21 protein-coding genes and 5 tRNA genes are annotated in these 20,521 nt (G+C 71.0%); 19 read left to right on the top strand and 7 right to left on the bottom strand.

Annotation, left to right across the window (positions count from 1 at the left end; genetic code table 11):
• A partial coding sequence (locus ACWEV0_RS28695) for a nitrate- and nitrite sensing domain-containing protein (protein ID WP_453152510.1) occupies window positions 1–2,389 on the bottom strand: 2,389 nt, incomplete at its 3' end.
• A gap of 577 nt (window positions 2,390–2,966) precedes the next feature.
• Between ACWEV0_RS28695 and ACWEV0_RS28690 the strand changes: the two genes are divergently transcribed.
• From ACWEV0_RS28690 to ACWEV0_RS28650, 9 genes are all read left to right on the top strand, one after another.
• Complete coding sequence (locus tag ACWEV0_RS28690; protein ID WP_453152508.1) at window positions 2,967–3,170, top strand: hypothetical protein; 204 nt, start codon at window positions 2,967–2,969, stop codon at window positions 3,168–3,170.
• Window positions 3,171–3,279: 109 nt separating this feature from the next.
• Complete coding sequence (locus tag ACWEV0_RS28685) at window positions 3,280–4,074, top strand: fumarylacetoacetate hydrolase family protein (RefSeq protein WP_453152506.1); 795 nt, start codon at window positions 3,280–3,282, stop codon at window positions 4,072–4,074.
• Entirely contained in the window at window positions 4,067–5,542 is a 1,476-nt protein-coding gene (gene gltX, locus ACWEV0_RS28680; RefSeq protein WP_453152504.1) for a glutamate--tRNA ligase, read from the top strand. Before ACWEV0_RS28685 ends, gltX begins: the two co-directional genes overlap by 8 nt.
• An 85-nt stretch (window positions 5,543–5,627) precedes the next feature.
• Entirely contained in the window at window positions 5,628–6,350 is a 723-nt protein-coding gene (locus ACWEV0_RS28675) for an HAD family hydrolase (protein ID WP_453152502.1), read from the top strand.
• A gap of 95 nt (window positions 6,351–6,445) precedes the next feature.
• Window positions 6,446–6,517: transfer RNA gene (locus ACWEV0_RS28670), tRNA-Gln, on the top strand.
• A 41-nt stretch (window positions 6,518–6,558) separates the two neighbouring features.
• Window positions 6,559–6,631, top strand: a tRNA-Glu gene (locus ACWEV0_RS28665).
• Window positions 6,632–6,692: 61 nt separating this feature from the next.
• A tRNA-Glu gene (locus tag ACWEV0_RS28660) sits at window positions 6,693–6,765 on the top strand.
• A 22-nt stretch (window positions 6,766–6,787) separates the two neighbouring features.
• Window positions 6,788–6,859 (top strand) — tRNA-Gln (locus ACWEV0_RS28655).
• Window positions 6,860–6,888: 29 nt separating this feature from the next.
• A tRNA-Glu gene (locus ACWEV0_RS28650) sits at window positions 6,889–6,961 on the top strand.
• 153 nt (window positions 6,962–7,114) lie between these two features.
• Here ACWEV0_RS28650 and ndgR read toward each other — a convergent pair.
• On the bottom strand, window positions 7,115–7,831 hold the full coding sequence (gene ndgR / locus ACWEV0_RS28645) for an IclR family transcriptional regulator NdgR (RefSeq protein WP_128977462.1): 717 nt from the start codon (window positions 7,829–7,831) through the stop codon (window positions 7,115–7,117).
• A gap of 140 nt (window positions 7,832–7,971) precedes the next feature.
• On the opposite strand from ndgR, the gene leuC reads away from it, so the two are divergent.
• The 4 genes from leuC to ACWEV0_RS28625 all read left to right on the top strand — a co-directional run bounded on the left by leuC (window position 7,972) and on the right by ACWEV0_RS28625 (window position 11,167).
• Window positions 7,972–9,396, top strand: a complete 1,425-nt coding sequence (gene leuC, locus ACWEV0_RS28640) for a 3-isopropylmalate dehydratase large subunit (RefSeq protein WP_453152500.1) — start codon at window positions 7,972–7,974, stop codon at window positions 9,394–9,396.
• 6 nt (window positions 9,397–9,402) lie between these two features.
• A complete protein-coding gene (leuD, locus tag ACWEV0_RS28635) occupies window positions 9,403–9,996 on the top strand; it encodes a 3-isopropylmalate dehydratase small subunit (protein ID WP_403791738.1) in 594 nt (197 codons plus the stop codon).
• Window positions 9,997–10,100: 104 nt separating this feature from the next.
• Entirely contained in the window at window positions 10,101–10,328 is a 228-nt protein-coding gene (locus tag ACWEV0_RS28630) for an SCO5555 family protein (RefSeq protein ID WP_453152497.1), read from the top strand.
• Window positions 10,329–10,471: 143 nt separating this feature from the next.
• Entirely contained in the window at window positions 10,472–11,167 is a 696-nt protein-coding gene (locus ACWEV0_RS28625) for an HU family DNA-binding protein (protein WP_453152495.1), read from the top strand.
• 115 nt (window positions 11,168–11,282) lie between these two features.
• Here the strand turns inward: ACWEV0_RS28625 and ACWEV0_RS28620 are convergent, their stop codons facing one another.
• A complete protein-coding gene (locus ACWEV0_RS28620; RefSeq protein ID WP_453152493.1) occupies window positions 11,283–11,486 on the bottom strand; it encodes a hypothetical protein in 204 nt (67 codons plus the stop codon).
• A gap of 35 nt (window positions 11,487–11,521) precedes the next feature.
• The gene (gene cofC / locus ACWEV0_RS28615) at window positions 11,522–12,181 is read right to left on the bottom strand and encodes a 2-phospho-L-lactate guanylyltransferase (protein ID WP_453152491.1); all 660 of its coding nucleotides are present in this window, start codon (window positions 12,179–12,181) and stop codon (window positions 11,522–11,524) included.
• A gap of 250 nt (window positions 12,182–12,431) precedes the next feature.
• Between cofC and ACWEV0_RS28610 the strand changes: the two genes are divergently transcribed.
• The 3 genes from ACWEV0_RS28610 to ACWEV0_RS28600 all read left to right on the top strand — a co-directional run bounded on the left by ACWEV0_RS28610 (window position 12,432) and on the right by ACWEV0_RS28600 (window position 15,442).
• Entirely contained in the window at window positions 12,432–13,184 is a 753-nt protein-coding gene (locus ACWEV0_RS28610; protein WP_453152489.1) for a lysophospholipid acyltransferase family protein, read from the top strand.
• A complete protein-coding gene (locus tag ACWEV0_RS28605) occupies window positions 13,181–14,182 on the top strand; it encodes an NAD(P)H-dependent glycerol-3-phosphate dehydrogenase (RefSeq protein ID WP_453152487.1) in 1,002 nt (333 codons plus the stop codon). Before ACWEV0_RS28610 ends, ACWEV0_RS28605 begins: the two co-directional genes overlap by 4 nt.
• A 120-nt stretch (window positions 14,183–14,302) precedes the next feature.
• Window positions 14,303–15,442 (top strand): D-alanine--D-alanine ligase family protein, encoded by a 1,140-nt coding sequence (locus tag ACWEV0_RS28600; protein WP_453152485.1) that lies wholly within the window; start codon window positions 14,303–14,305, stop codon window positions 15,440–15,442.
• Between the two features lie 175 nt (window positions 15,443–15,617).
• Here the strand turns inward: ACWEV0_RS28600 and ACWEV0_RS28595 are convergent, their stop codons facing one another.
• Window positions 15,618–16,100, bottom strand: a complete 483-nt coding sequence (locus ACWEV0_RS28595; RefSeq protein ID WP_453152516.1) for a DUF3515 domain-containing protein — start codon at window positions 16,098–16,100, stop codon at window positions 15,618–15,620.
• A 23-nt stretch (window positions 16,101–16,123) separates the two neighbouring features.
• Window positions 16,124–16,357, bottom strand: coding sequence for an Lrp/AsnC ligand binding domain-containing protein (locus ACWEV0_RS28590; RefSeq protein ID WP_389208920.1), 234 nt, complete (start codon window positions 16,355–16,357; stop codon window positions 16,124–16,126).
• A 245-nt stretch (window positions 16,358–16,602) separates the two neighbouring features.
• Here ACWEV0_RS28590 and ACWEV0_RS28585 point away from each other — a divergent pair, with 245 nt between their 5' ends.
• Together ACWEV0_RS28585 and thiD are read left to right on the top strand one after the other, a co-directional pair.
• Window positions 16,603–17,565, top strand: a complete 963-nt coding sequence (locus tag ACWEV0_RS28585; protein WP_389208922.1) for a thiamine-phosphate kinase — start codon at window positions 16,603–16,605, stop codon at window positions 17,563–17,565.
• The gene (thiD, locus tag ACWEV0_RS28580) at window positions 17,562–18,368 is read left to right on the top strand and encodes a bifunctional hydroxymethylpyrimidine kinase/phosphomethylpyrimidine kinase (protein ID WP_453152482.1); all 807 of its coding nucleotides are present in this window, start codon (window positions 17,562–17,564) and stop codon (window positions 18,366–18,368) included. Before ACWEV0_RS28585 ends, thiD begins: the two co-directional genes overlap by 4 nt.
• Before the next feature lie 123 nt (window positions 18,369–18,491).
• Here the strand turns inward: thiD and rpmB are convergent, their stop codons facing one another.
• Window positions 18,492–18,677: a 50S ribosomal protein L28 gene (rpmB, locus tag ACWEV0_RS28575; protein ID WP_003957616.1), complete on the bottom strand. Its 186-nt coding sequence runs from the start codon at window positions 18,675–18,677 to the stop codon at window positions 18,492–18,494.
• A 235-nt stretch (window positions 18,678–18,912) separates the two neighbouring features.
• Between rpmB and ACWEV0_RS28570 the strand changes: the two genes are divergently transcribed.
• A complete protein-coding gene (locus ACWEV0_RS28570; protein WP_453152480.1) occupies window positions 18,913–20,520 on the top strand; it encodes a DAK2 domain-containing protein in 1,608 nt (535 codons plus the stop codon).
• Window position 20,521: the final 1 nt, after the last annotated feature.

Raw genomic sequence — 20,521 nt, 5'->3', positions numbered from 1 at the left:
CCATCGAGGAGCCGTCGGAGACGGACATGATGAAGAGGAAGCCACGCTCCATCTCCACCACGGTCTGGGCCACGGGTCCGCCCTCGAAGATCCGGCCCTGCGGGACGGCGCCCTGGCCGGCCTGGCCGGCCTTCGGAGCCGGCTTCTTGCCGCCGTGGGCGACGTCGACCGGGAGCATGACGAGCGCGGTGGTGCCGCCCGAGTCGGACGGGCGCAGCTGGATCCGGATGCCGTGCCGCAGGGACAGGCGGCCGACCACGAACAGACCCATGCGGCGGGAGACCGAGACGTCCACGGTGGGCGGCGAGGCGAGCCGCTCGTTGATCGCGGCGAGGTCCTCGGGGGAGAGGCCGATGCCGGTGTCGTGGATCTCGACGAGCACGCGGCCGTCGGGCAGCGCGTGACCGGTGACCCGGACCTTGGTCTGCGGCGAGGAGAACGAGGTGGCGTTCTCCAGCAGCTCGGCGAGCAGGTGCACGAGGTCGTTGACGACGCGGCCGGCGACCTCGGTCGCGGGGACCGAGGCCAGCTCGATGCGCTCGTACTGCTCCACCTCGGACGCGGCGGCGCGGAGCACGTCGACCAGCGGGACCGGACGGGTCCAGCGACGGCCCGGCTCCTCACCGGCGAGGACGAGGAGGTTCTCACCGTTACGGCGCATGCGCGTCGCGAGGTGGTCGAGCTTGAACAGCGAGGACAGCTGGTCCGGGTCGGCCTCGCGGGACTCCAGCTCGGAGATGAGCGAGAGCTGACGCTGGATGAGGCCCTGCGAACGGCGCGAGAGGTTGGTGAACATCGCGTTGACGTTGCCCCGGAGGAGGGCCTGCTCGGCGGCGAGGCGGACCGCCTCGCGGTGCACGTCGTCGAAGGCCGCGGCCACCTGGCCGATCTCGTCGCGGGAGTGCACACCGACGGACTCGACGGAGGTGTCGACGTCCTGCGGGTCGGCCTCGGAGAGCTGCTTGACCAGCTCGGGCAGGCGTTCCTGGGCGACCTTGGTCGCGGTGTCCTGGAGCCGGCGCAGCGACCGGATCATGGACCGGGCCACGACGAAGGCGCCGACGAGCGAGACGCCGAGGACGAGGAGGATCAGCGCACCGTTGATGATGGCGTCGCGCTGCGACTCCTGGCGCAGCTCGCGCGCCTTGGTCTCCATCTCGCCGAGCAGCGTCGCCTCGATGGTCTTCATGGCACGCATCTTGGTGCCGTACTCGTCGGTGAAGTTCAGGTGGCCGCGCTTGACGTCCGGCAGGCCGCGGCTGGAGTTCAGCAGCCGCTGCGAGTAGTTGTCGGCCGCCTCGATCGAGGGGTTGCCGTTGGTCAGCGAGGCGGTCAGCTCCGCGGCGTCGCCGCCGGCCGACTCGTAGATCGCCTGGAAGGACTTGAGCTCGACGCCCTCACTGGTGAACGCGGCCTCGCCGTAGAGGCGGTCACCGAGCTGGAGGTTGGCGGGCTTGCTGTCGTTCGGCGGCAGCGCGGAGGCGATGATCGCCTGCTGGATGGAGGCGTACTCCTTGGCGGACGAGAACGCGGCGAGCGCGCGGGTCCGCTTGATCATCTCCGGGTTGCTGGTGGCCTGCGCCATGTCCTGGGACAGGCTGAGCAGCGAGCGGATCAGCCGGCTGTACGCCTCGACGGTCACCGAGTGGGCGGTGCCGTCCTGCTTGAACGCGTTGACGCGGATGGTGCCGAGCTGGCTGACCTGCGAGGCGATCTGGTTGACGTTCTGCCGGATGCTCCGCAGCGACTCGTCGTCCTCGGTGGCCGGGATCTCCTTGGTGGCCTCCAGGAACGCCCGGTACGCGCGGTCGGTGTTCTTCCGCGGGTTGGCGACCTGGTAGTCGCTCGGGTCCTTGCCGTTGGCCAGCGGACCGGCGGACAGGTCGCGCTCCTGCTGGAGCTGCTCGGCGAAGTTGGTGGCTTCCTTGGTCAGCCGGGTGAGCAGCTGCATCTGGTCCAGCTGGTCCATGTCCTGCAGGGACTCGCTGATGCGGATGCCGCCGAGGCTGGTCGCCGCGACCACGGGGAGGGTCAGCAGGGCGACCAGGCGGGTGGAGATGCGCCAGTTGCGCAGGGCTATTCGGGGCCCGACCTGGGCCTCGGAGTTGAGCTTGGGCAGCGGGGCGTGCTCGCTGGCGGCGTCCGCGGCCGTGCCGCGGGCACCGTCGGAGCCGCCGGCCTTGGCCGGGTTGGCGCCCTTGCCACCCTTGCCGCCCTTGCCGTTCCGGTCAGCGCCGGAGTTGCCGGGGCCGCCGGAAGCATGCTGCGGCTGCGAGGCCGGGGAACCGTGCTGGGTCCCGGCACGCGGCTCCTGCTCCGCCGGAGCTTCCCCTCGGCCCTTTCGGGCCTGGGAAGAGCCCGTGCCATCCCTCTTGAAACGTCCCTGCACTAGCGTCGCAACCTCTGGACCAGGCGTCCCTCCGGATGAACGGAGAGACGGTGTCGGCGTCGTGGGACGCAGGCGCGTCCCAGTGGTGGTCGTCGGTGACCGGCGCAGATCCCCCTAGTCCCGCCACTCGGCCGGCGCTGCGTTGCGCCCCCTGCACACCGGCCTCAAACCCGCGGCGGTGCGTGGAATTCCAGCACAGTGCCGGATCTCCAACAAGGGCCGTGGGGCGTGGCGCGAAGGGGATGACAACGTGTGAACGACGTGTCACCCCATGTAGAAGATGATCACGGAGGAATCGGGCGAATCCTTCCGAAGGGGCAAGGGGGGAGGGGTGTCCCAGTCGCCATGATCAGGAGCGGAATACAGCATTCAGTGGAGGAATGTCCGTTTCGGTCACCTCGGGTGGCGGAGCGTAATGCCCGCTTTGTTCCCTGATTGGTGAGCAAACTCACACGTAGTTCGTTGGGTCCGCCATGCAATCGAAGGGAATTGCATGTTTAGCCTGACGCTTTACAGAATGGGAGACCCGCGCGCCCGCGTGGGCGCCCCCCACCGCAGACAAGGGTCCGACACCGCGATGAAGACGACGCCCGTACTCCGCACCACGGCCAACCCCCGCCGCTCGACCCTCGCCCACCTCGAGGACGCCGCACAGCTGGGCCGCCCCGTCCAGCCCGAGTACGCCGCCGCCCTCCCGGGCACGACCGCCAACCCGCGCCGCACGGTCCTGATGGTCCCGCCGGCGCCGTACGTCCCGGCGTACCTCTCCGCCGCCGAGTAAGTCCCGTATGTCCGCGACCAGGCGGTAAATCCGCCGGTCGGCCCCTCCCGCCGCGTTAGCCTGGAGCGTCAGACTCCCAGCCAGTAGCAAGTGAGGGGCGACAGCACTCGTGCGCATCGCCAGATTCTCCATCGACGGCAACGTCGCCTTCGGGGCGGTCGAGGGCGAGGGAACCGTCGAGTCCGGCGGCCTGGTCCTCGACATCATCAAGGGCATTCCGTACACCGACTTCGAGCTCAGCGGCACGAAGGTCCCGCTGAGCAAGGTCCGGCTCCTGCCGCCCGTGCTCCCCAACAAGGTGGTGGCCATCGGCCGCAACTACGCGGAGCACGCCAGGGAACTCGGCAACGAGGTCCCCGAGGTCCCGGTGGCCTTCTTCAAGCCCACCACCTCCGTGATCGGCCCCGGCGACGCCATCGAGTACCCCTCCTTCTCCAACGAGCTGCACCACGAGGCCGAACTGGCCGTGGTCATCGGCCGCATGTGCCGCGAGGTACCCCGCGAGCGCGTCAAGGACGTCGTCTTCGGCTACACCTGTGCCAACGACGTCACCGCCCGCGACGTCCAGCAGCGCGAGTCCCAGTGGGCCCGCGCCAAGGGCTTCGACACCTCCTGCCCGCTGGGTCCCTGGGTCGAGACCGGCCTGAGCATCGCCGACGCGAGCGACCTGACCATCCAGGCCACGGTCAACGGCGAACAACGACAGCTCGGCCGTACGAGCGACATGATCCGCTCCATCGAGGACCTGGTCGTCCACATCACCGAGGCCATGACGCTGCTCCCGGGCGACGTCATCCTCACCGGCACCCCCGCCGGGGTCGGCCCCCTCACCGTCGGCGACGAGGTCGCCGTCACCATCGAAGGCATCGGCACTCTCACCAACAGGGTGATCAAGCGTGGCTAACGCGAACATCCGCGTCCGTTTCTGTCCCTCCCCGACCGGCAACCCCCATGTGGGCCTGGTCCGCACCGCCCTCTTCAACTGGGCCTTCGCGCGGCACAACCAGGGCACCATGGTCTTCCGCATCGAGGACACCGACGCGGCGCGCGACTCCGAGGAGTCGTACAACCAGTTGCTCGACTCGCTCAAGTGGCTCGGCCTCGACTGGGACGAGGGCCCCGAGACCGGCGGCCCGCACGAGCCGTACCGCCAGTCGCAGCGGATGGACATCTACAAGGACGTCGCCGACAAGCTCCTCGCCGGCGGCTACGCGTACCACTGCTACTGCACCCAGACCGAGCTGGACGACCGCCGCGAGGCCGCCCGCGCCGCCGGCAAGCCGTCCGGCTACGACGGCCACTGCCGCGAGCTGAGCGCCGAGCAGGTCGAGGTCTACAAGGCCGAGGGCCGCGAGGCCATCGTCCGCTTCCGGATGCCGGACGAGACCATCACCTTCACCGACCTGGTCCGCGGCGAGCTCACCTTCACCCCGGAGAACGTCCCGGACTACGGCATCGTGCGCGCCAACGGCGCCCCGCTGTACACCCTGGTCAACCCGGTCGACGACGCCCTGATGGAGATCACCCACGTCCTGCGCGGCGAGGACCTGCTCTCCTCCACCCCGCGCCAGATCGCGCTCTACAAGGCGCTGATCGAGCTGGGCGTGGCCAAGCAGATCCCGGCCTTCGGCCACCTGCCGTACGTCATGGGCGAGGGCAACAAGAAGCTCTCCAAGCGCGACCCGCAGGCCTCCCTCAACCTCTACCGGGAGCGCGGCTTCCTCCCCGAGGGCCTGCTGAACTACCTGTCGCTCCTCGGCTGGTCGTTCTCCGCCGACCAGGACCTCTTCACCATCCCCGAGATGGTCGAGAAGTTCGACATCGCGGACGTCAACGCCAACCCGGCCCGCTTCGACCTCAAGAAGGCCGAGTCCATCAACGCGGACCACATCCGCATGCTGGACGTGAAGGACTTCACCGCGGCCTGCGAGCCGTGGCTGAACGCCCCGCACGCCAACTGGGCCCCCGAGGACTTCGACCGCGCCGCCTGGGAGGCCATCGCGCCGTACGCCCAGACCCGCCTCACCGTCCTGTCGGACATCACGGCCAACGTCGACTTCCTCTTCCTGAAGGAGCCGGTCGAGGACGAGGCCAGCTGGACCAAGGCGATGAAGGAGGGCTCGGACGCCCTGCTGATCACCGCCCGCGAGCGTCTCGACCAGGCCGACTGGAACGACCCGGAGTCGCTGAAGAACGCCGTCCTGGCCGCCGGCGAGGCCCACGGCCTCAAGCTCGGCAAGGCCCAGGCCCCGGTCCGTGTCGCCGTCACCGGCCGCACGGTCGGCCTGCCGCTCTTCGAGTCCCTCCAGATCCTGGGCAAGGACAAGACCCTGGCCCGCATCGACGCGGCCCTGGCGAAGCTCGCCGGCTGAGCCCAGCCCGTACGCCCCCGGGGGCGGCGACCGGATTTCTCCGGGCGCCGCCCCCGAGGCGTTCCCGGGCGCTACCGTCGGTCCCATGACCATCCGCGCCGTCCTCTGGGACGTGGACGACACGATCTTCGACTACGGAGGCGCCGACCGCGCCGGCATGCGGGCGCACCTGGCCACCGAGGGCCTGGTCGACGGGTGGGACTCCGTCGACCAGGCCCTCGGGCGCTGGAAGGAGCTCACGGAGCTGCACTGGCGGCGCTACGAGGCCGGGCTCGGCGACTGGCAGGAGCAGCGGCGGTGGCGGGTGCGGGACTTCCTGGAGCAGCCGGGGATGACCTCGGACGAGGCCGACGGCTGGTTCGACCGCTACGTGGCGCACTACGAGGCCGCCTGGGAGCTCTTCCCGGACGCCGTGCCGGTGCTGGACCTGCTGGCCCGTGACTACCGCCACGGGGTCCTGTCGAACTCCAGCATCCACGCCCAGGACCCCAAGCTCCGCGCGCTGGGCGTACGGGACCGCTTCGAGGCCGTTCTGTGCGCCGCCGAGCTCGGGGTGGCCAAGCCGGCCGCGGAGGCGTTCCACGCGGCCTGTACGGCCCTGGGGTTGCCGCCGGACCAGGTGGCGTACGTCGGGGACCAGCCGGACACCGACGCGCGCGGCGCCGTCGAGGCGGGGCTGCTCGGGGTCTGGCTGGACCGCGCCGACACCGGCGGAAGGCCCGAGCTGACCCGCATCACGGACCTCCACCAGCTGCCCGGGGTGCTGCTCGGGGATACGCGTTTTGGAGCACCGTCCACCTTCGGGTAATGTTCTTCCTGCGCCGAGGGGAACGGGCCGAAAGGCCGGAAAGCCCCGAAAGCGCAAGCCGAGCAGGATCCCTTCTCGAAGTGATCAAGTTCTGGTGGCCTATGGTGTAATTGGCAGCACGACTGATTCTGGTTCAGTTAGTCTTGGTTCGAGTCCAGGTAGGCCAGCTCGCAGAGCTCATCTGCAAACCGTGGATGGCATCCACAAAGCCCCCGTTGTGTAGCGGCCTAGCACGCCGCCCTCTCAAGGCGGTAGCGCCGGTTCGAATCCGGTCGGGGGTACAGATCCTTCCCGCAGGATCACCTGGGTAGCTCCCGGTGACTCTGATGCAGGATCGCTAGGGCCCCCGTTGTGTAGCGGCCTAGCACGCCGCCCTCTCAAGGCGGTAGCGCCGGTTCGAATCCGGTCGGGGGTACGACGCTGGTCTAACCACGTATTGGTCTATGGTGTAATTGGCAGCACGACTGATTCTGGTTCAGTTAGTCTAGGTTCGAGTCCTGGTAGACCAGCTCGGATCTGCGGAAACGTATGATCCAAAGCCCCCGTTGTGTAGCGGCCTAGCACGCCGCCCTCTCAAGGCGGTAGCGCCGGTTCGAATCCGGTCGGGGGTACACACAGAAGAAGCCCTTCCCTTCGGGGGAGGGCTTCTTCGTTGTCGTGTCGCAGTCGCTGTGTCGGAGGGCACACACAACTCCGGCCCACCGCTGCGGCGTTGGAGCGGTGGGCCGGACACGTACAGATGAAGAGTGGGAAAGCGGGCAGGGTCAGCCGTTGCGGCGCAGGGCCTCGGTCAGGCGGGCGGCGGCGTCGATGACCGCCTGGGCGTGCATACGGCCCGGGTGGCGGGTCAGGCGCTCGATCGGGCCCGACACCGACACGGCGGCCACCACGCGGTTCGAGGGGCCGCGCACGGGCGCGGAGACGGACGCCACGCCCGGCTCGCGCTCGCCGATCGACTGGGCCCAGCCGCGGCGCCGTACGCCCGACAGGGCCGTCGCCGTGAAGCGGGCGCCCTGGAGGCCGCGGTGCAGCCGCTCGGGCTCCTCCCAGGCCATCAGGATCTGCGCGGACGAGCCGGCCTTCATGGTCAGCGTGGAGCCGACCGGCACGGTGTCCCGGAGGCCGGAGAGCCGCTCCGCCGCCGCCACGCAGATGCGCATGTCGCCCTGGCGCCGGTAGAGCTGGGCGCTCTCGCCCGTCACGTCGCGCAGATGCGTCAGCACCGGCCCGGCGGTCGCGAGCAGGCGGTCCTCACCGGCCGCGGCGGCGAGCTCCGCCAGCCGCGGTCCGAGGATGAACCGGCCCTGCATGTCGCGGGCCACCATCCGGTGGTGTTCCAGTGCCACGGCGAGTCGGTGTGCCGTGGGTCGTGCGAGTCCCGTCGCCGCGACCAGACCTGCGAGGGTGGCCGGACCGGACTCCAGGGCGCTCAGGACAAGGGCTGCCTTGTCGAGAACGCCTACGCCGCTAGAGTTGTCCATGAAACGATATTCGCGTCTCACTCTGTGAAACGCAAGTTCAATTTTCCGAGGATCTTGTCACTCTTGAGGTGCGGCCGCACGACGGCCCGCGAAACGGGTCTCTAGGGTGCCGGCGCACGCCGCCGGCCGGAGGGAAAGCGATGGGTAGGACACTCGCGGAGAAGGTCTGGGACGACCACGTCGTCCGGCGCGCCGAGGGCGAGCCCGACCTCCTCTTCATCGATCTGCACCTGCTGCACGAGGTGACCAGCCCCCAGGCCTTCGACGGCCTCCGGCAGAACGGCCGGCAGGTGCGGCGCCTCGACCTCACCATCGCCACCGAGGACCACAACACCCCGACGCTCGACATCGACAAGCCGATCGCCGACCCGGTCTCCCGGGCCCAGCTGGAGACCCTGCGCAAGAACTGCGCGGAGTTCGGTGTCCGGCTGCACCCGCTGGGCGACGTCGAGCAGGGCGTCGTCCACGTGGTGGGACCGCAGCTGGGACTGACCCAGCCGGGCACCACCGTGGTCTGCGGCGACTCCCACACCTCCACGCACGGCGCCTTCGGCGCGCTGGCCTTCGGCATCGGCACCAGCCAGGTCGAGCACGTGCTCGCCACCCAGACGCTGCCCATGGCCCGCCCGAAGACCATGGCGATCACCGTCGAGGGCGAGCTGCCCGAGGACGTCACCGCCAAGGACCTGATCCTGGCGATCATCGCGCGGATCGGCACCGGCGGCGGCCAGGGCTACGTCCTGGAGTACCGCGGCTCCGCCATCGAGAAGCTCTCGATGGAGGCCCGGATGACCATCTGCAACATGTCCATCGAGGCCGGTGCCCGCGCGGGCATGATCGCCCCCGACGAGACCACCTTCGCCTATCTGAAGGGCCGCGCCCACGCCCCCGAGGGCGAGGACTGGGACGCCGCCGTCGCGTACTGGAAGACGCTGAAGACCGACGAGGACGCCGTCTTCGACGCCGAGGTCGTCATCGACGCCGCCGAGCTGGCCCCGTTCGTCACCTGGGGCACCAACCCCGGCCAGGGCGCCCCGCTTTCGGCGAACGTCCCCGACCCGGCTTCGTACGAAGACGCTTCGGAGCGCCTGGCCGCCGAAAAGGCCCTGGAGTACATGGGGTTGACCGCCGGCCAGCCGCTGCGCGACATCAAGGTCGACACCGTCTTCGTAGGCTCCTGCACCAACGGCCGCATCGAGGACCTGCGCAACGCCGCCGCCCTCCTGGAGGGCCGCAAGGTCGCCGAGAACGTCCGCATGCTGGTCGTCCCCGGCTCCGTCCGGGTCGCCCTGCAGGCCGTCGAGGAGGGCCTGGACAAGGTCTTCAAGGAGGCCGGCGCCGAATGGCGGCACGCGGGCTGCTCCATGTGCCTGGGCATGAACCCCGACCAACTGGCCCCCGGTGAGCGCTCCGCGTCCACCTCCAACCGCAACTTCGAGGGCCGGCAGGGCAAGGGCGGCCGCACCCACCTGGTCTCCCCCCAGGTCGCCGCCGCCACCGCCGTCCTGGGCCACCTGGCCTCCCCGGCCGATCTGTCCGACGTCGCCACCACCGCGGGGGTCTGAGGAACCATGGAAGCTTTCACCACGCACACCGGCCGCGCCGTCCCGCTGCGCCGCAGCAACGTCGACACCGACCAGATCATCCCGGCGCACTGGCTGAAGAAGGTCACCCGCGACGGCTTCGAGGACGGTCTCTTCGAGGCCTGGCGCAAGGACGAGCAGTTCGTCCTCAACCGCCCCGAGCGGCAGGGCGCCACGGTCCTGGTCGCCGGCCCCGACTTCGGCACCGGCTCCTCCCGTGAGCACGCCGTCTGGGCGCTGCAGAACTACGGCTTCAAGACCGTGATCTCCAGCCGCTTCGCCGACATCTTCCGCGGCAACTCGCTGAAGAACGGCCTGCTCACCGTCGTCCTGCCGCAGGCCACCGTCGACGCCCTCTGGGAGCTCACCGAGGCCGACCCGACCGTCGAGGTCACCGTCGACCTGGAGGCCCGCAAGGTCCTCGCCCCCGGGATCGACGCCGACTTCGAGCTCGACGAGAACGCCCGGTGGAGGCTGCTGAACGGTCTGGACGACATCAGCCTCACCCTTCAGAACGAAGCGGACATCGCCGCCTACGAGGCAGCTCGACCGGCCTTCAAGCCCCGTACAATTACGGTCTGAGCAGCGCTTTTCCAGTACTGCGCCCCCCACCGCCCGGTGGGGGGCGCAGTCGCTTGTTGAGGCCCGGTCGGGCGACAACTCGCCCTAGATGGCACAATCGGTGCATGGAACGCGACAGCCAACTCGAGCTCTACGAGGCCGTCGCCGCCCGATTGAAGGAAGCGCACAGAAGGGTGCGCGAACTGCAAGTCCCGGAGGGCGTAAGGATGGCGCTGTCCCGGAAGCTGCTGGTCGTGACGGCCGCGGCGAAGCACGACATCACGGACGCGGCAACGCGTCTGGACCGGTTGATGAAGGACCTCGACGAGGGTCGATTCCCTGAAGACGACTGACGCCCGGAACTCCGCAACGGCTCTTTCGCGTTGCGGCACTAGGGTGATTAGCCCGTTTCGTGTTTGATTTGCGGTATATACATGCCTAACGTGCGAAAAAGCTTGAACACTTTCGTTCTGGCAAAGTCTCCGAAGGGGAAGACGTGAACAAGGCGCAGCTCGTAGAAGCGATTGCCGACAAGTTGGGCGGCCGCCAGCAGGCCGCCGAAGCCGTCGACCACGTGCTCGACGCCATCGTGCGCGCCGTGGTCTCCGGCGACCGGGTCTCGGTCACCGGCTTCGGGTCGTTCGAGAAGGTCGACCGCCCCGCCCGCTACGCCCGCAACCCGCAGACCGGTGAGCGCGTGCGGGTCAAGAAGACCTCCGTTCCGCGCTTCCGTGCGGGTCAGGGCTTCAAGGACCTGGTCAGCGGCTCGAAGAAGCTCCCCAAGGGTGGCGAGGTCTCCGTCAAGAAGGCCCCGAAGGGCAGCCTCATGGGTGGCGCCGCCGCCGCCACCGTGAAGAAGGCCGCGGCCAAGAAGGCCACCACCGCCAAGAAGGCCGCCGCGAAGAAGGCGACCCCGGCGAAGAAGGCCGCCCCGGCGAAGAAGACCACCGCCGCCGCGGCCAAGAAGACCACGACGGCCGCCGCGAAGAAGACCACGGCCGCCACGAAGAAGACCACCGCGGCGAAGAAGACCACGACGGCCGCCGCGAAGAAGACCACGGCCGCCGCCGCGAAGAAGACCGCCGCCAAGAAGACCGCGCCGGCGAAGAAGGCCACCGCGAAGAAGGCGCCCGCCAAGAAGACGACGGCGCGCAAGACCACCGCGAAGAAGACCACCGCCGCGAAGAAGTAAGGCGGCGCGTGCTCATACGCCGGGCCGGGCTCCCTGTCGGGGAGCCCGGCCCGCGGCGCGTACAAGGAGATTTTCGGCCGAATGCGCGGCCGTCCGAGCGGCGGTACGAACGCCGCTAGAACGTCTGCAGCGTCACCAGCGTGATCCGCAGGGCCGCACCCTCGCCCTCCGTCTCGATCCGCACCCGCTGCCCCGGCCGGAGCAGCCGCAGCCCGCCCGCCAGGAAGGCGTCGCCCCCGAACTCCACCGGGGTGCCGTCGTCGAGCAGCACACTGCCGCTGTGGGTCTCGGGATCGTACGTGTACGCGGTCGCCTGCATGGACGGCAGCCTATCCGGCCGTCCGGCCCGGGCCGCTACCCGGTCGCGGCCACCCAGCGGGCCGCCGTCCGCGGCCCGACACCGAGCGCCAGGGCCGCCGCCAGGTCCTCTCCGGTGTCCACGTCCCGGCGTACGGAATCCACCCCCGCCAGCCGGATTTCCACCGCGCCCGACGACAAATGCCGATGTCGCGAAGCCCCTCCGAAAGCCGGTTCCAATTCCGTGCCCGGGCCGGCCGAGAGGAATGTCGTACCTATTTCGGCAGCATCCGCGAGAAATGCCCGCGGAAATTGCCCCGCCACCGCCAGGACCCGCCCGAGCTCGGCCGGACGCAGCGCCGGAAGGTCCGCGTTCAGCGCCGCCACCCACGCCCCCGGCCGCCCCGCCCGCACCGTACGGGCCCCGTGCGCGAGCGCCCCGTTGAGCCCCGCGCCCGGCCGGTCCGGCACGATCCGCGCGCCGAGGGCCGCGAGCGCCCCGGCCGCCGCCGGATCGTCCGTGACGACCGCCACATCCCGTACCGCCGGGCAGGCGAGCACCGCCGCCACCGTGTCCTCGGCGAACGCGAGCGCCAGGCGGCGTCGCAGCGGGCCGCCCACCGCCGGGCCGAGTCGGCTCTTCGCCCGTGCCAGCGGCTTCAGGGGCACGACCAGCGACCAGCCCTCGTGGGCGCTCTCGTCGGCGTAGCTCTTCATCGGGCCCCATTCTTCCCGCCTCCGCCCGGCCCGCCGGCCCCTTTTCCCCCGTCCACCGGCCCCTCTTCTCCCTCCCACCGGCCCCTTCTTCTCCCGCCCACCGCCCGGATTTCGCCCGCCCGCGCCCCGGGAGTTCCGTCCCGCCCGCGCGAACCGGCCGGGCCCCGGGGCGTACGGTGTCCTCGACAGCCCAGGAGCGGGGGGCGACACTTGACCCTCCCCGCGAACCAGTCCGGAGAAAGGTGTCCGAGTGTCCCGCCGCAGAATCGGCTTCTGGTACCGCCTGGCGGCGGTCATCGCCAAACCCCCGCTGGTGGTGCTGTTCAAGCGGGACTGGCGCGGAACGGAGCACATCCCGGCCGACGGCGGCTTCATCACCGCGGTGAACCACAACTCGTACCTGGACCCGCTGTCGTACGCGCACTACCAGTACAACACCGGCCGCGTGCCCCGCTTCCTGGCCAAGGCGGCGCTCTTCAAGGGCGGCTTCGTCGGCACGATGCTGCGCAACACCGGCCAGATCCCGGTCTACCGCGAGACCACCAACGCCCTGGACGCCTTCCGGTCCGCCGTCGACGCCATCGAGCGCGGCGAGTGCGTCGCCTTCTACCCCGAAGGCACCCTCACCCGCGACCCCGAGATGTGGCCCATGGCCGGCAAGACCGGCGCCGCCCGGGTCGCGCTGCTCACCAAGGCGCCCGTCATCCCGGTCGCCCAGTGGGGCGCCAACCTCGCGATGCCGCCGTACGCCAAGGAGAACAAGCTCAGCCTCTGGCCGCGCAAGACCCTGATCGTGCAGGCCGGTCCGCCCGTCGACCTCTCCCGCTTCCACGACCTCGAGCCCACGCCCGACGTGCTGCGCGAGGCCACCGAGGAGATCATGGCGGCGATCACCCGGATCCTGGAGGAGGTCCGCGGCGAAAAGGCCCCGGCCGAGCCGTACGACCACAAGAAGGCCCGCCAGGAGCAGCGCCGCAAGGCCGCCGAGGAAGGCAAGAAGTGACCAAGGCAGCCGTCTTCGGCAACGGATCCTGGGGCACCGCCTTCGCCATGGTGCTCGCCGACGCGGGCTGCGAGGTCAGCCTCTGGGGCCGCCGGGCCGCCCTCGCGGAGACGATCAACACCACCGGGACCAACCCCGACTACCTCCCCGGGGTCGAACTCCCCAAGGGCATCACGGCCACCGCCGACGCCGCCGAGGCCGCCCGCGACGCCGACTTCACCGTCCTCGTCGTGCCCTCCCAGACGCTCCGCGAGAACCTCGCCGAATGGGCGCCGAAGCTGGCCCCCGGCACCGTCCTCGTCTCCCTGATGAAGGGCATCGAACTCGGCACCGCCAAGCGGATGAGCGAGGTCATCACCGAGGTCGCGGACGTCCCCGCCGAGCGCGTGGCCGTGCTCACCGGCCCCAACCTGGCCCGCGAGATCGCGGCCCGGCAGCCCGCCGCCGCCGTCGTCGCCTGCGCCGATGAGACGGTCGCCCAGCGGCTCCAGACCGCCTGCATGACCCCGTACTTCCGCCCGTACACCAACACCGACGTCGTCGGCTGCGAACTCGGCGGAGCGGTCAAGAACGTCATCGGGCTCGCCGTCGGCATCGCCGACGGCATGGGCCTCGGCGACAACTCCAAGGCCACGCTCATCACCCGCGGCCTCGCCGAGACCACCCGGCTCGGCCTGGCCATGGGCGCCGACCCGCTGACCTTCTCCGGCCTGGCCGGCCTCGGCGACCTCGTCGCCACCTGCTCCTCGCCGCTCTCCCGGAACCACACCTTCGGCACCAACCTGGGCCGCGGGATGACCCTCCAGGAGACCATCGCGGCCACCAAGCAGACCGCCGAGGGCGTCAAGTCCTGCGAGTCCGTGCTCGATCTGGGCCGCCGGCACGGCGTCGACATGCCCATCACCGAGACGGTCGTGTCCATCGTCCACGAGGGCAAGCCGCCGATCGTCGCGCTCAAGGAGCTGATGTCGCGCAGCGCCAAGGCCGAGCGGCGCTGAGGACGGGAGGCGCGCCGAGGACGGGTGCGGCGCTGAGGACGGGCGCGCGCTGAGCCGAACGCGCGCCGTACGAGCGGGGCGCTCAGGAGTTCGGACGCCGCAGGGTACGCTCATCGCGATATGAGCGAGAACACCCAGAGCCCCCGCAAGCCGCGCGTGGCCGTCGTCTTCGGCGGACGCAGCTCCGAGCACGCCATCTCCGTCGTCACCGCCGGTGCCGTCCTGCGCGCCATCGACCGGGACAAGTACGACGTGCTGCCCATCGGCATCACCCGGGAGGGGCGCTGGGCGCTGACCGCCGACGCCCCCGAGCGGATGGCGATCGCCGACCGCGTCCTGCCTGACGTCGCCCAGCTCGCCGAGTCCGAGACCGGCGGCGTGGTCCTGCCCGTCGACCCCGCCAGCCGCGAGGTCGTCCTCAACGAGCCCGGCTCGCTGCCGCAGGCCCTCGGCGAGGTCGACGTGGTCTTCCCGATGCTGCACGGCCCGTACGGCGAGGACGGCACCCTCCAGGGCCTCCTGGAGCTCTCCGGCATCCCGTACGTCGGCGCGGGCGTCCTCGCCTCCGCCGTCGGCCAGGACAAGGAGTACATGAAGCGCGTCTTCGTCTCCTTCGGCCTGCCCGTCGGCCCGTACGAGGTGATCCGGCCGCGCGAGTGGGAGCAGAACCCGGCCGCGGCCCGCAAGAAGATCGTGGAGTTCGCCGCCGACCACGGCTGGCCGCTCTTCGTGAAGCCGGCCCGTGGCGGCTCCTCCGTCGGCATCACCAAGGTCGACGACCTCTCCGGCCTGGACGAGGCCGTCGAGGAGGCCCGCCGCTTCGACCCGAAGATCATCGTCGAGGCGCTGGTCCGCGGCCGCGAGATCGAGTGCGGCGTCCTGGAGTTCGAGGACGGCCCGCGCGCCAGCGTGCCGGCCGAGATCCCGCCGGTCACCGACCACGACTTCTACGACTTCGAGGCGAAGTACATCGACTCGGCCTCGGGCCTGGTGCCCGCGCCGATCGGCGACGAGGCCACCGCCGAGGTCCAGCGCCTCGCCGTCCTCGCCTACGAGTCGGTGTCCTGCGAGGGCCTGGTGCGCGCCGACTTCTTCCTCACCGAGGACGGCGGCTTCGTCATCAACGAGATCAACACCATGCCCGGCTTCACGCCCATCTCCATGTACCCGCGCATGTGGCAGGAGAGCGGCGTCAGCTACCCGGAGCTCGTCGACCGGCTCATCCAGGCCGCGCTGAACCGCTCCACCGGCCTGCGCTAGGGGGTGTCTCGTCGGTCAGGCCGGATCAGGGAGCGGCGTCTGGTGCCGTGCATCGCAAGGCGGAGGAGGGAGTCAACGCGGAGCGTTGGCGACTGACGACAACGCGGCGAGGCGCGGTGCCAGGCGTCGCGAGCCCGGCATGATCGGCGAGACACCCCCTAGGGAACCGTCCCGCTCAGAGGCTGGGCGGGACGGCCTTCTTCACGGGGGCGGCGAGATCCGCGAGCGGGCCGACATCGTGCGCGTACCGCTTGTCCAGCGTCACCTCGACGTACGTCTTCCGGTACGTCGTGGTGAAGCGCGGTCCGTCGCCCTCGCGCGGTTCGAACAGCCAGTTCACGCCGTTCGCGTCGATCCCCTGCGCCTGCGGATCGTTCATCTTTTCGGGCCGGGGGACCCCGCAGCGCAGTACGATCGCCGCATCCCCCCACGCGGCGGTCAGCTCGGACTCCGGCTCGGTGCCGGTCCGCTCCAGCCCCGCCACGGTGTCGGGCAACTCCTTCGCGAGCGCACGGCAGAAGGCGGCCTCGGCCGCCGGAGGACCGGGAACCGCCACCGACGCCTTCGCGTCCGCGGAGGAACAGCCCGTGACGGCGAGCAGCAGGACGCCGGCCGCGGCGGCGGAGGCGGACAGGCCGAAGGGCCGGTGGGAAGACATCACCGGCCAAGGGTAGACGGGGGCTAGATATGCACGACCGGGCAGGTGAGGGTGCGCGTGATTCCTTCCACTTGCTGGACCTTGGCGACCACCATGCGGCCGAGCGCGTCCACGGTGTCGGCCTCGGCGCGGACGATCACGTCGTAGGGACCTGTCACGTCCTCGGCCTGGATGACTCCAGTGATCTTGGCGATGGTCTCGGCGACGGTCGACGCCTTGCCCACCTCGGTCTGAATAAGGATGTACGCCTGTACCACGGAACCTCCAGGGCGGCCACGAGGATCTTGTGGGAGAAAGAGACGCCACGGTACCGCGTCGCCGCGGGCCGCGGGGAGACCTCCGCGCCCGGAGGCGCCCGCGGTGTGGCGCAGGCAGATGAGAAGTTGACGGTCGGCTTGACGGTTAACTTGACGGTATCCGGCACGGTGACGGCCCGCGACCCGCACGGCGAGGAGCGGCGGAGCGGCGCGGCGGCCGGCACGACGACACGAGGTGACACGCGGTGAAGGGCACAGTCGGAGAGCTGGGCGAGTTCGGGCTCATCAGGGAGCTCACCTCCCGGCTCACCTCCACCCCCGCGGTGCGGATCGGCCCCGGCGACGACGCCGCCGTGGTCTCCGCCCCCGACCGGCGGGTGGTGGCCAGCACGGACATCCTGCTCGAAGGACGTCACTTCCGCCGCGACTGGTCGACGGCGTACGACGTCGGCCGCAAGGCCGCGGCGCAGAACCTCGCCGACATCGCCGCCATGGGCGCCGTCCCGACCGCCCTGCTGCTCGGGCTCGTCGTCCCCGCCGAACTCCCGGTCACCTGGCCCACGGAACTCATGGACGGACTGCGCGACGAGTGTCAGGTCGCGGGCGCCGCGGTGGTCGGCGGCGACGTCGTCCGCGGCGACACGATCATGGTCTCCATCACCGCGCTCGGCGACCTGCGCAACCACGACCCGGTCACCCGCGGCGGCGCCCAGCCCGGCGACGTCGTCGCCTACACCGGCTGGCTCGGCTGGTCCGCCGCCGGATACGCGGTGCTCTCCCGCGGCTTCCGCTCCCCGCGCGCCTTCGTCGAGGCCCACCGCCGCCCCGAGCCGCCGTACCACGCCGGCCCGGCCGCCGCCGGACTCGGCGCCACCGCCATGTGCGACGTCAGCGACGGCCTGATCGCCGACCTCGGGCACATCGCCGAGGCCAGCAAGGTCCGCATCGACCTGCGCTCCGGCCTCATCGACATCCCCACCCAGATGCACGACATCGGCCAGGCCGTCGGCGTCGACCCGCTCCAGTGGGTGCTGACCGGGGGAGAGGACCACGCGATCGTCGCCACCTTCCCGCCGGACGTGAAGCTGCCGGCCCGCTGGAAGGTCATCGGCGAGGTCCTCAACCCGTCCGCGCTGCCGCAGGTGACGGTGGACGGGGCGCCCTGGCACAGCAAGGGCGGCTGGGACCACTTCGGCGGTACGGAGTGAGCACCCGGCCTCCGCTCGTCCTGACCGTCGCCGGATCCGACTCCGGCGGCGGCGCGGGCATCCAGGCCGACCTCAAGACGATGCTGGCGCTCGGCGTCCACGGCATGAGCGTGATCACGGCCGTGACCGCGCAGAACTCGCGGGGCGTCCAGGGCGCCTGGGAGCTGCCCGAGGAGGCCGTACGGGCCCAGTTCCGGGCCGTCGTCGACGACATCGGCGTGCAGGCCGTCAAGACCGGCATGCTGGCGTCCGCCGCGCTGGTGGAGACGGTGGCCGAACTGCTCGGCTCCGTCGCCGCCCCCGTCGTCGTCGACCCGGTCGGCGTCTCCAAGCACGGCGACCCGCTGCTCGCCGCCTCCGCGCTCGGCTCCGTCCGTACGAAGCTGCTGCCGGCCGCCACCGTGGCCACGCCCAACCTGGACGAGGTGGCGCAGCTCACGGGCGTGGTGGTCGAGGACGAGGACGGGATGCGGCGGGCGGCCGACGCGATCCTCGCGTACGGGCCGCGCTGGGCGCTCATCAAGGGCGGGCATCTCGACGCCTCGGGCGAGGAGGCCGTCGACTTCCTGACGGACGGCACCGAGGAGCACTGGTTCCGGGCCCGGCGCCACGACAACCGGCACACGCACGGCACGGGCTGCACGCTCGCCTCGGCGGTGGCGTCGGGCCTCGCGAAGGGGCTTGCGGTGCCGGAGGCGGTACGGGAGGCGAAGGCCTACGTGACGGGCGCGATCGCGGCGGGGTTCGCGCTGGGCTCGGGCATCGGCCCGGTCGACCACGCCTGGCGACAGCGGTCCCGGTAACCGTTCCCGGGCAAGGCAAAAGGCCGGTTCACCGAGGTGAACCGGCCTTTCAAGGCAACCGCAGGGCTGCGCTACGACGAAACGTCGGCGGGGCTTTCCCCGCTTGACGCGGGGGAGCACCAATTAGCGCGAGACCTTGCCGGCCTTGATGCACGAGGTGCAGACGTTGAGCCGCTTCGGCGTCCGACCGACCACGGCACGCACACGCTGGATGTTCGGGTTCCAGCGACGAGACGTACGGCGGTGCGAGTGCGAAATGTTGTTGCCGAAGCCCGGCCCCTTGCCGCAGACGTCGCAGTTGGCAGCCACGGGTCACTCCAAAGACTTCAGATTTACAGTGAGACCCGGCGCACCGGATCGGATCTAGGATCTGAAGTGGTTTGCCGGGGGAATGGCCCGACGGTGCCGGGCAACCGAAGCAGCATACAACGACCGCTTCGGTGGAACGAAACTACCATGTTCCGCCCGGCCCCCGCCCCGGGCCCCTGGTGAGCCCGGGTCTACGCTGCGGTGAACCCAGCGCAGAGCACAGGAGGACCACGCGTTGCCCCACCCGACGCCGCGAGCCCCGCAGATCCTCGACGCCGAAGCCGTCCGATCCTGGTGCGCAGGGGCGCTGGCGGCGCTCGGCCGGGAGCGCGAGGAGATCGACGCCATCAACGTCTATCCCGTCGCGGACGGGGACACCGGTACGAACCTGTACCTGACGGTGGAGTCGGCGGCCCGGGCGGTCGACGAGCTCCCCGAGGGCGCTGGAGCGGCCGAGGTCATACGGGCCATGGCGCACGGCGCGCTGCTCGGCGCCCGCGGCAACTCCGGGACGATCCTCTCCCAGCTCCTGCGCGGCATGGCCGCCGTCCTCGCCGACGGCGGTGACGGAGATCACCTCGCCCGCGCCCTCGCCGGCGCCGCCGACGCGGCCCGCTCGGCCGTCGCCCACCCCGTCGAGGGCACCGTCCTCACCGTCGCCCGCGCCGCCGCCGACTCCTGCGGGACCGGCGGAGCGCTCGCGACGGTGGCCAGGAAGGCCTACGAGGGGGCCCGCACGGCCTTGGACGCGACCCCCGGGCAACTGGCCGCACTCGAACGCGCCGGGGTCGTGGACGCAGGCGGACGTGGCCTGGTGGCGGTGCTCGGCGCGCTCGTCGAGACGCTGACGGGCGAACCGCCGGAGCACCCTCTCGGCCCCGTGCACCACCCCGTCCTGGAAGACGTCGCCTGCGAGGGCGCGAGCGGGCCCGCGTACGAGGTGATCTACCTCCTGGAAGCCCCGGACTCCGCCGTGGACCGCCTGAAGGCCCGCCTCGACGAACTGGGCGAGTCCCTGGTCGTGGTCGGCGGCGACGGGCTGTGGAACGTGCACGTCCACGTCGACGACGCCGGCGCCGCCGTCGAGGCCGGCGTCGAGGCGGGACGCCCGTACCGCATCCGCATCACCCACTTCGACGTGCCCGCCGAGCACTCCCGGCCCGCCGGGCCGGCCGAGCGCGCCGACCGCGCGATCGTCGCCGTCGTCCCGGGCGAGGGCCTCGCCGGCCTCTGCGCCGGAGCGGGCGCCACCACCCTGCTCGCCCGCCCCGGCGAGCCCCCCACCGGCGCCGAGCTCGCCGACGCCATCCGCCGCGCCCACGCCCACGAGGTGGTCCTCCTGCCCAACGACACGGAGCTGCGCACCGTCGCCGCCGCGGCCGCCGAACAGGCCCGCGCCGAAGGCATCCGCGTCGCCCTCATCCCCACCCGCGCCGCCGTCCAGGGCATCGCCGCCCTCGCCGTCCACGAACCCGAGCGCCGCTTCGACGAGGACGTCGTCGCCATGACCGCCGCCGCCGGCGCCACCCGCTACGCCGAACTCGCCGTCGCCGAACGCCAGTCCTTCACCTCCGCCGGCGTCTGCCAGGCCGGCGACGTCCTCGGCCTCATCGAGGGCGACGTCGCCGTCATCGGCCAGGACCTCACCACCACGGCCCGCACCGTCCTCGACCGCATGCTCTCCGCCGGCGGTGAACTCGTCACCCTCATCACCGCCGCCGACACCCCGACGGCCCTGGCCCCCGCCCTCGAACGCCACGTCCGCGCCACGTACTTGGCCGTCGACACGACCACGTACCAGGCGGGCGAGGGCGCGCCGCCGCTGCTGATCGGGGTCGAGTAGC

Source organism: Streptomyces sp. NPDC003943 (assembly GCF_053605265.1).
This window is presented reverse-complemented; position numbering and strand designations above follow the sequence as displayed.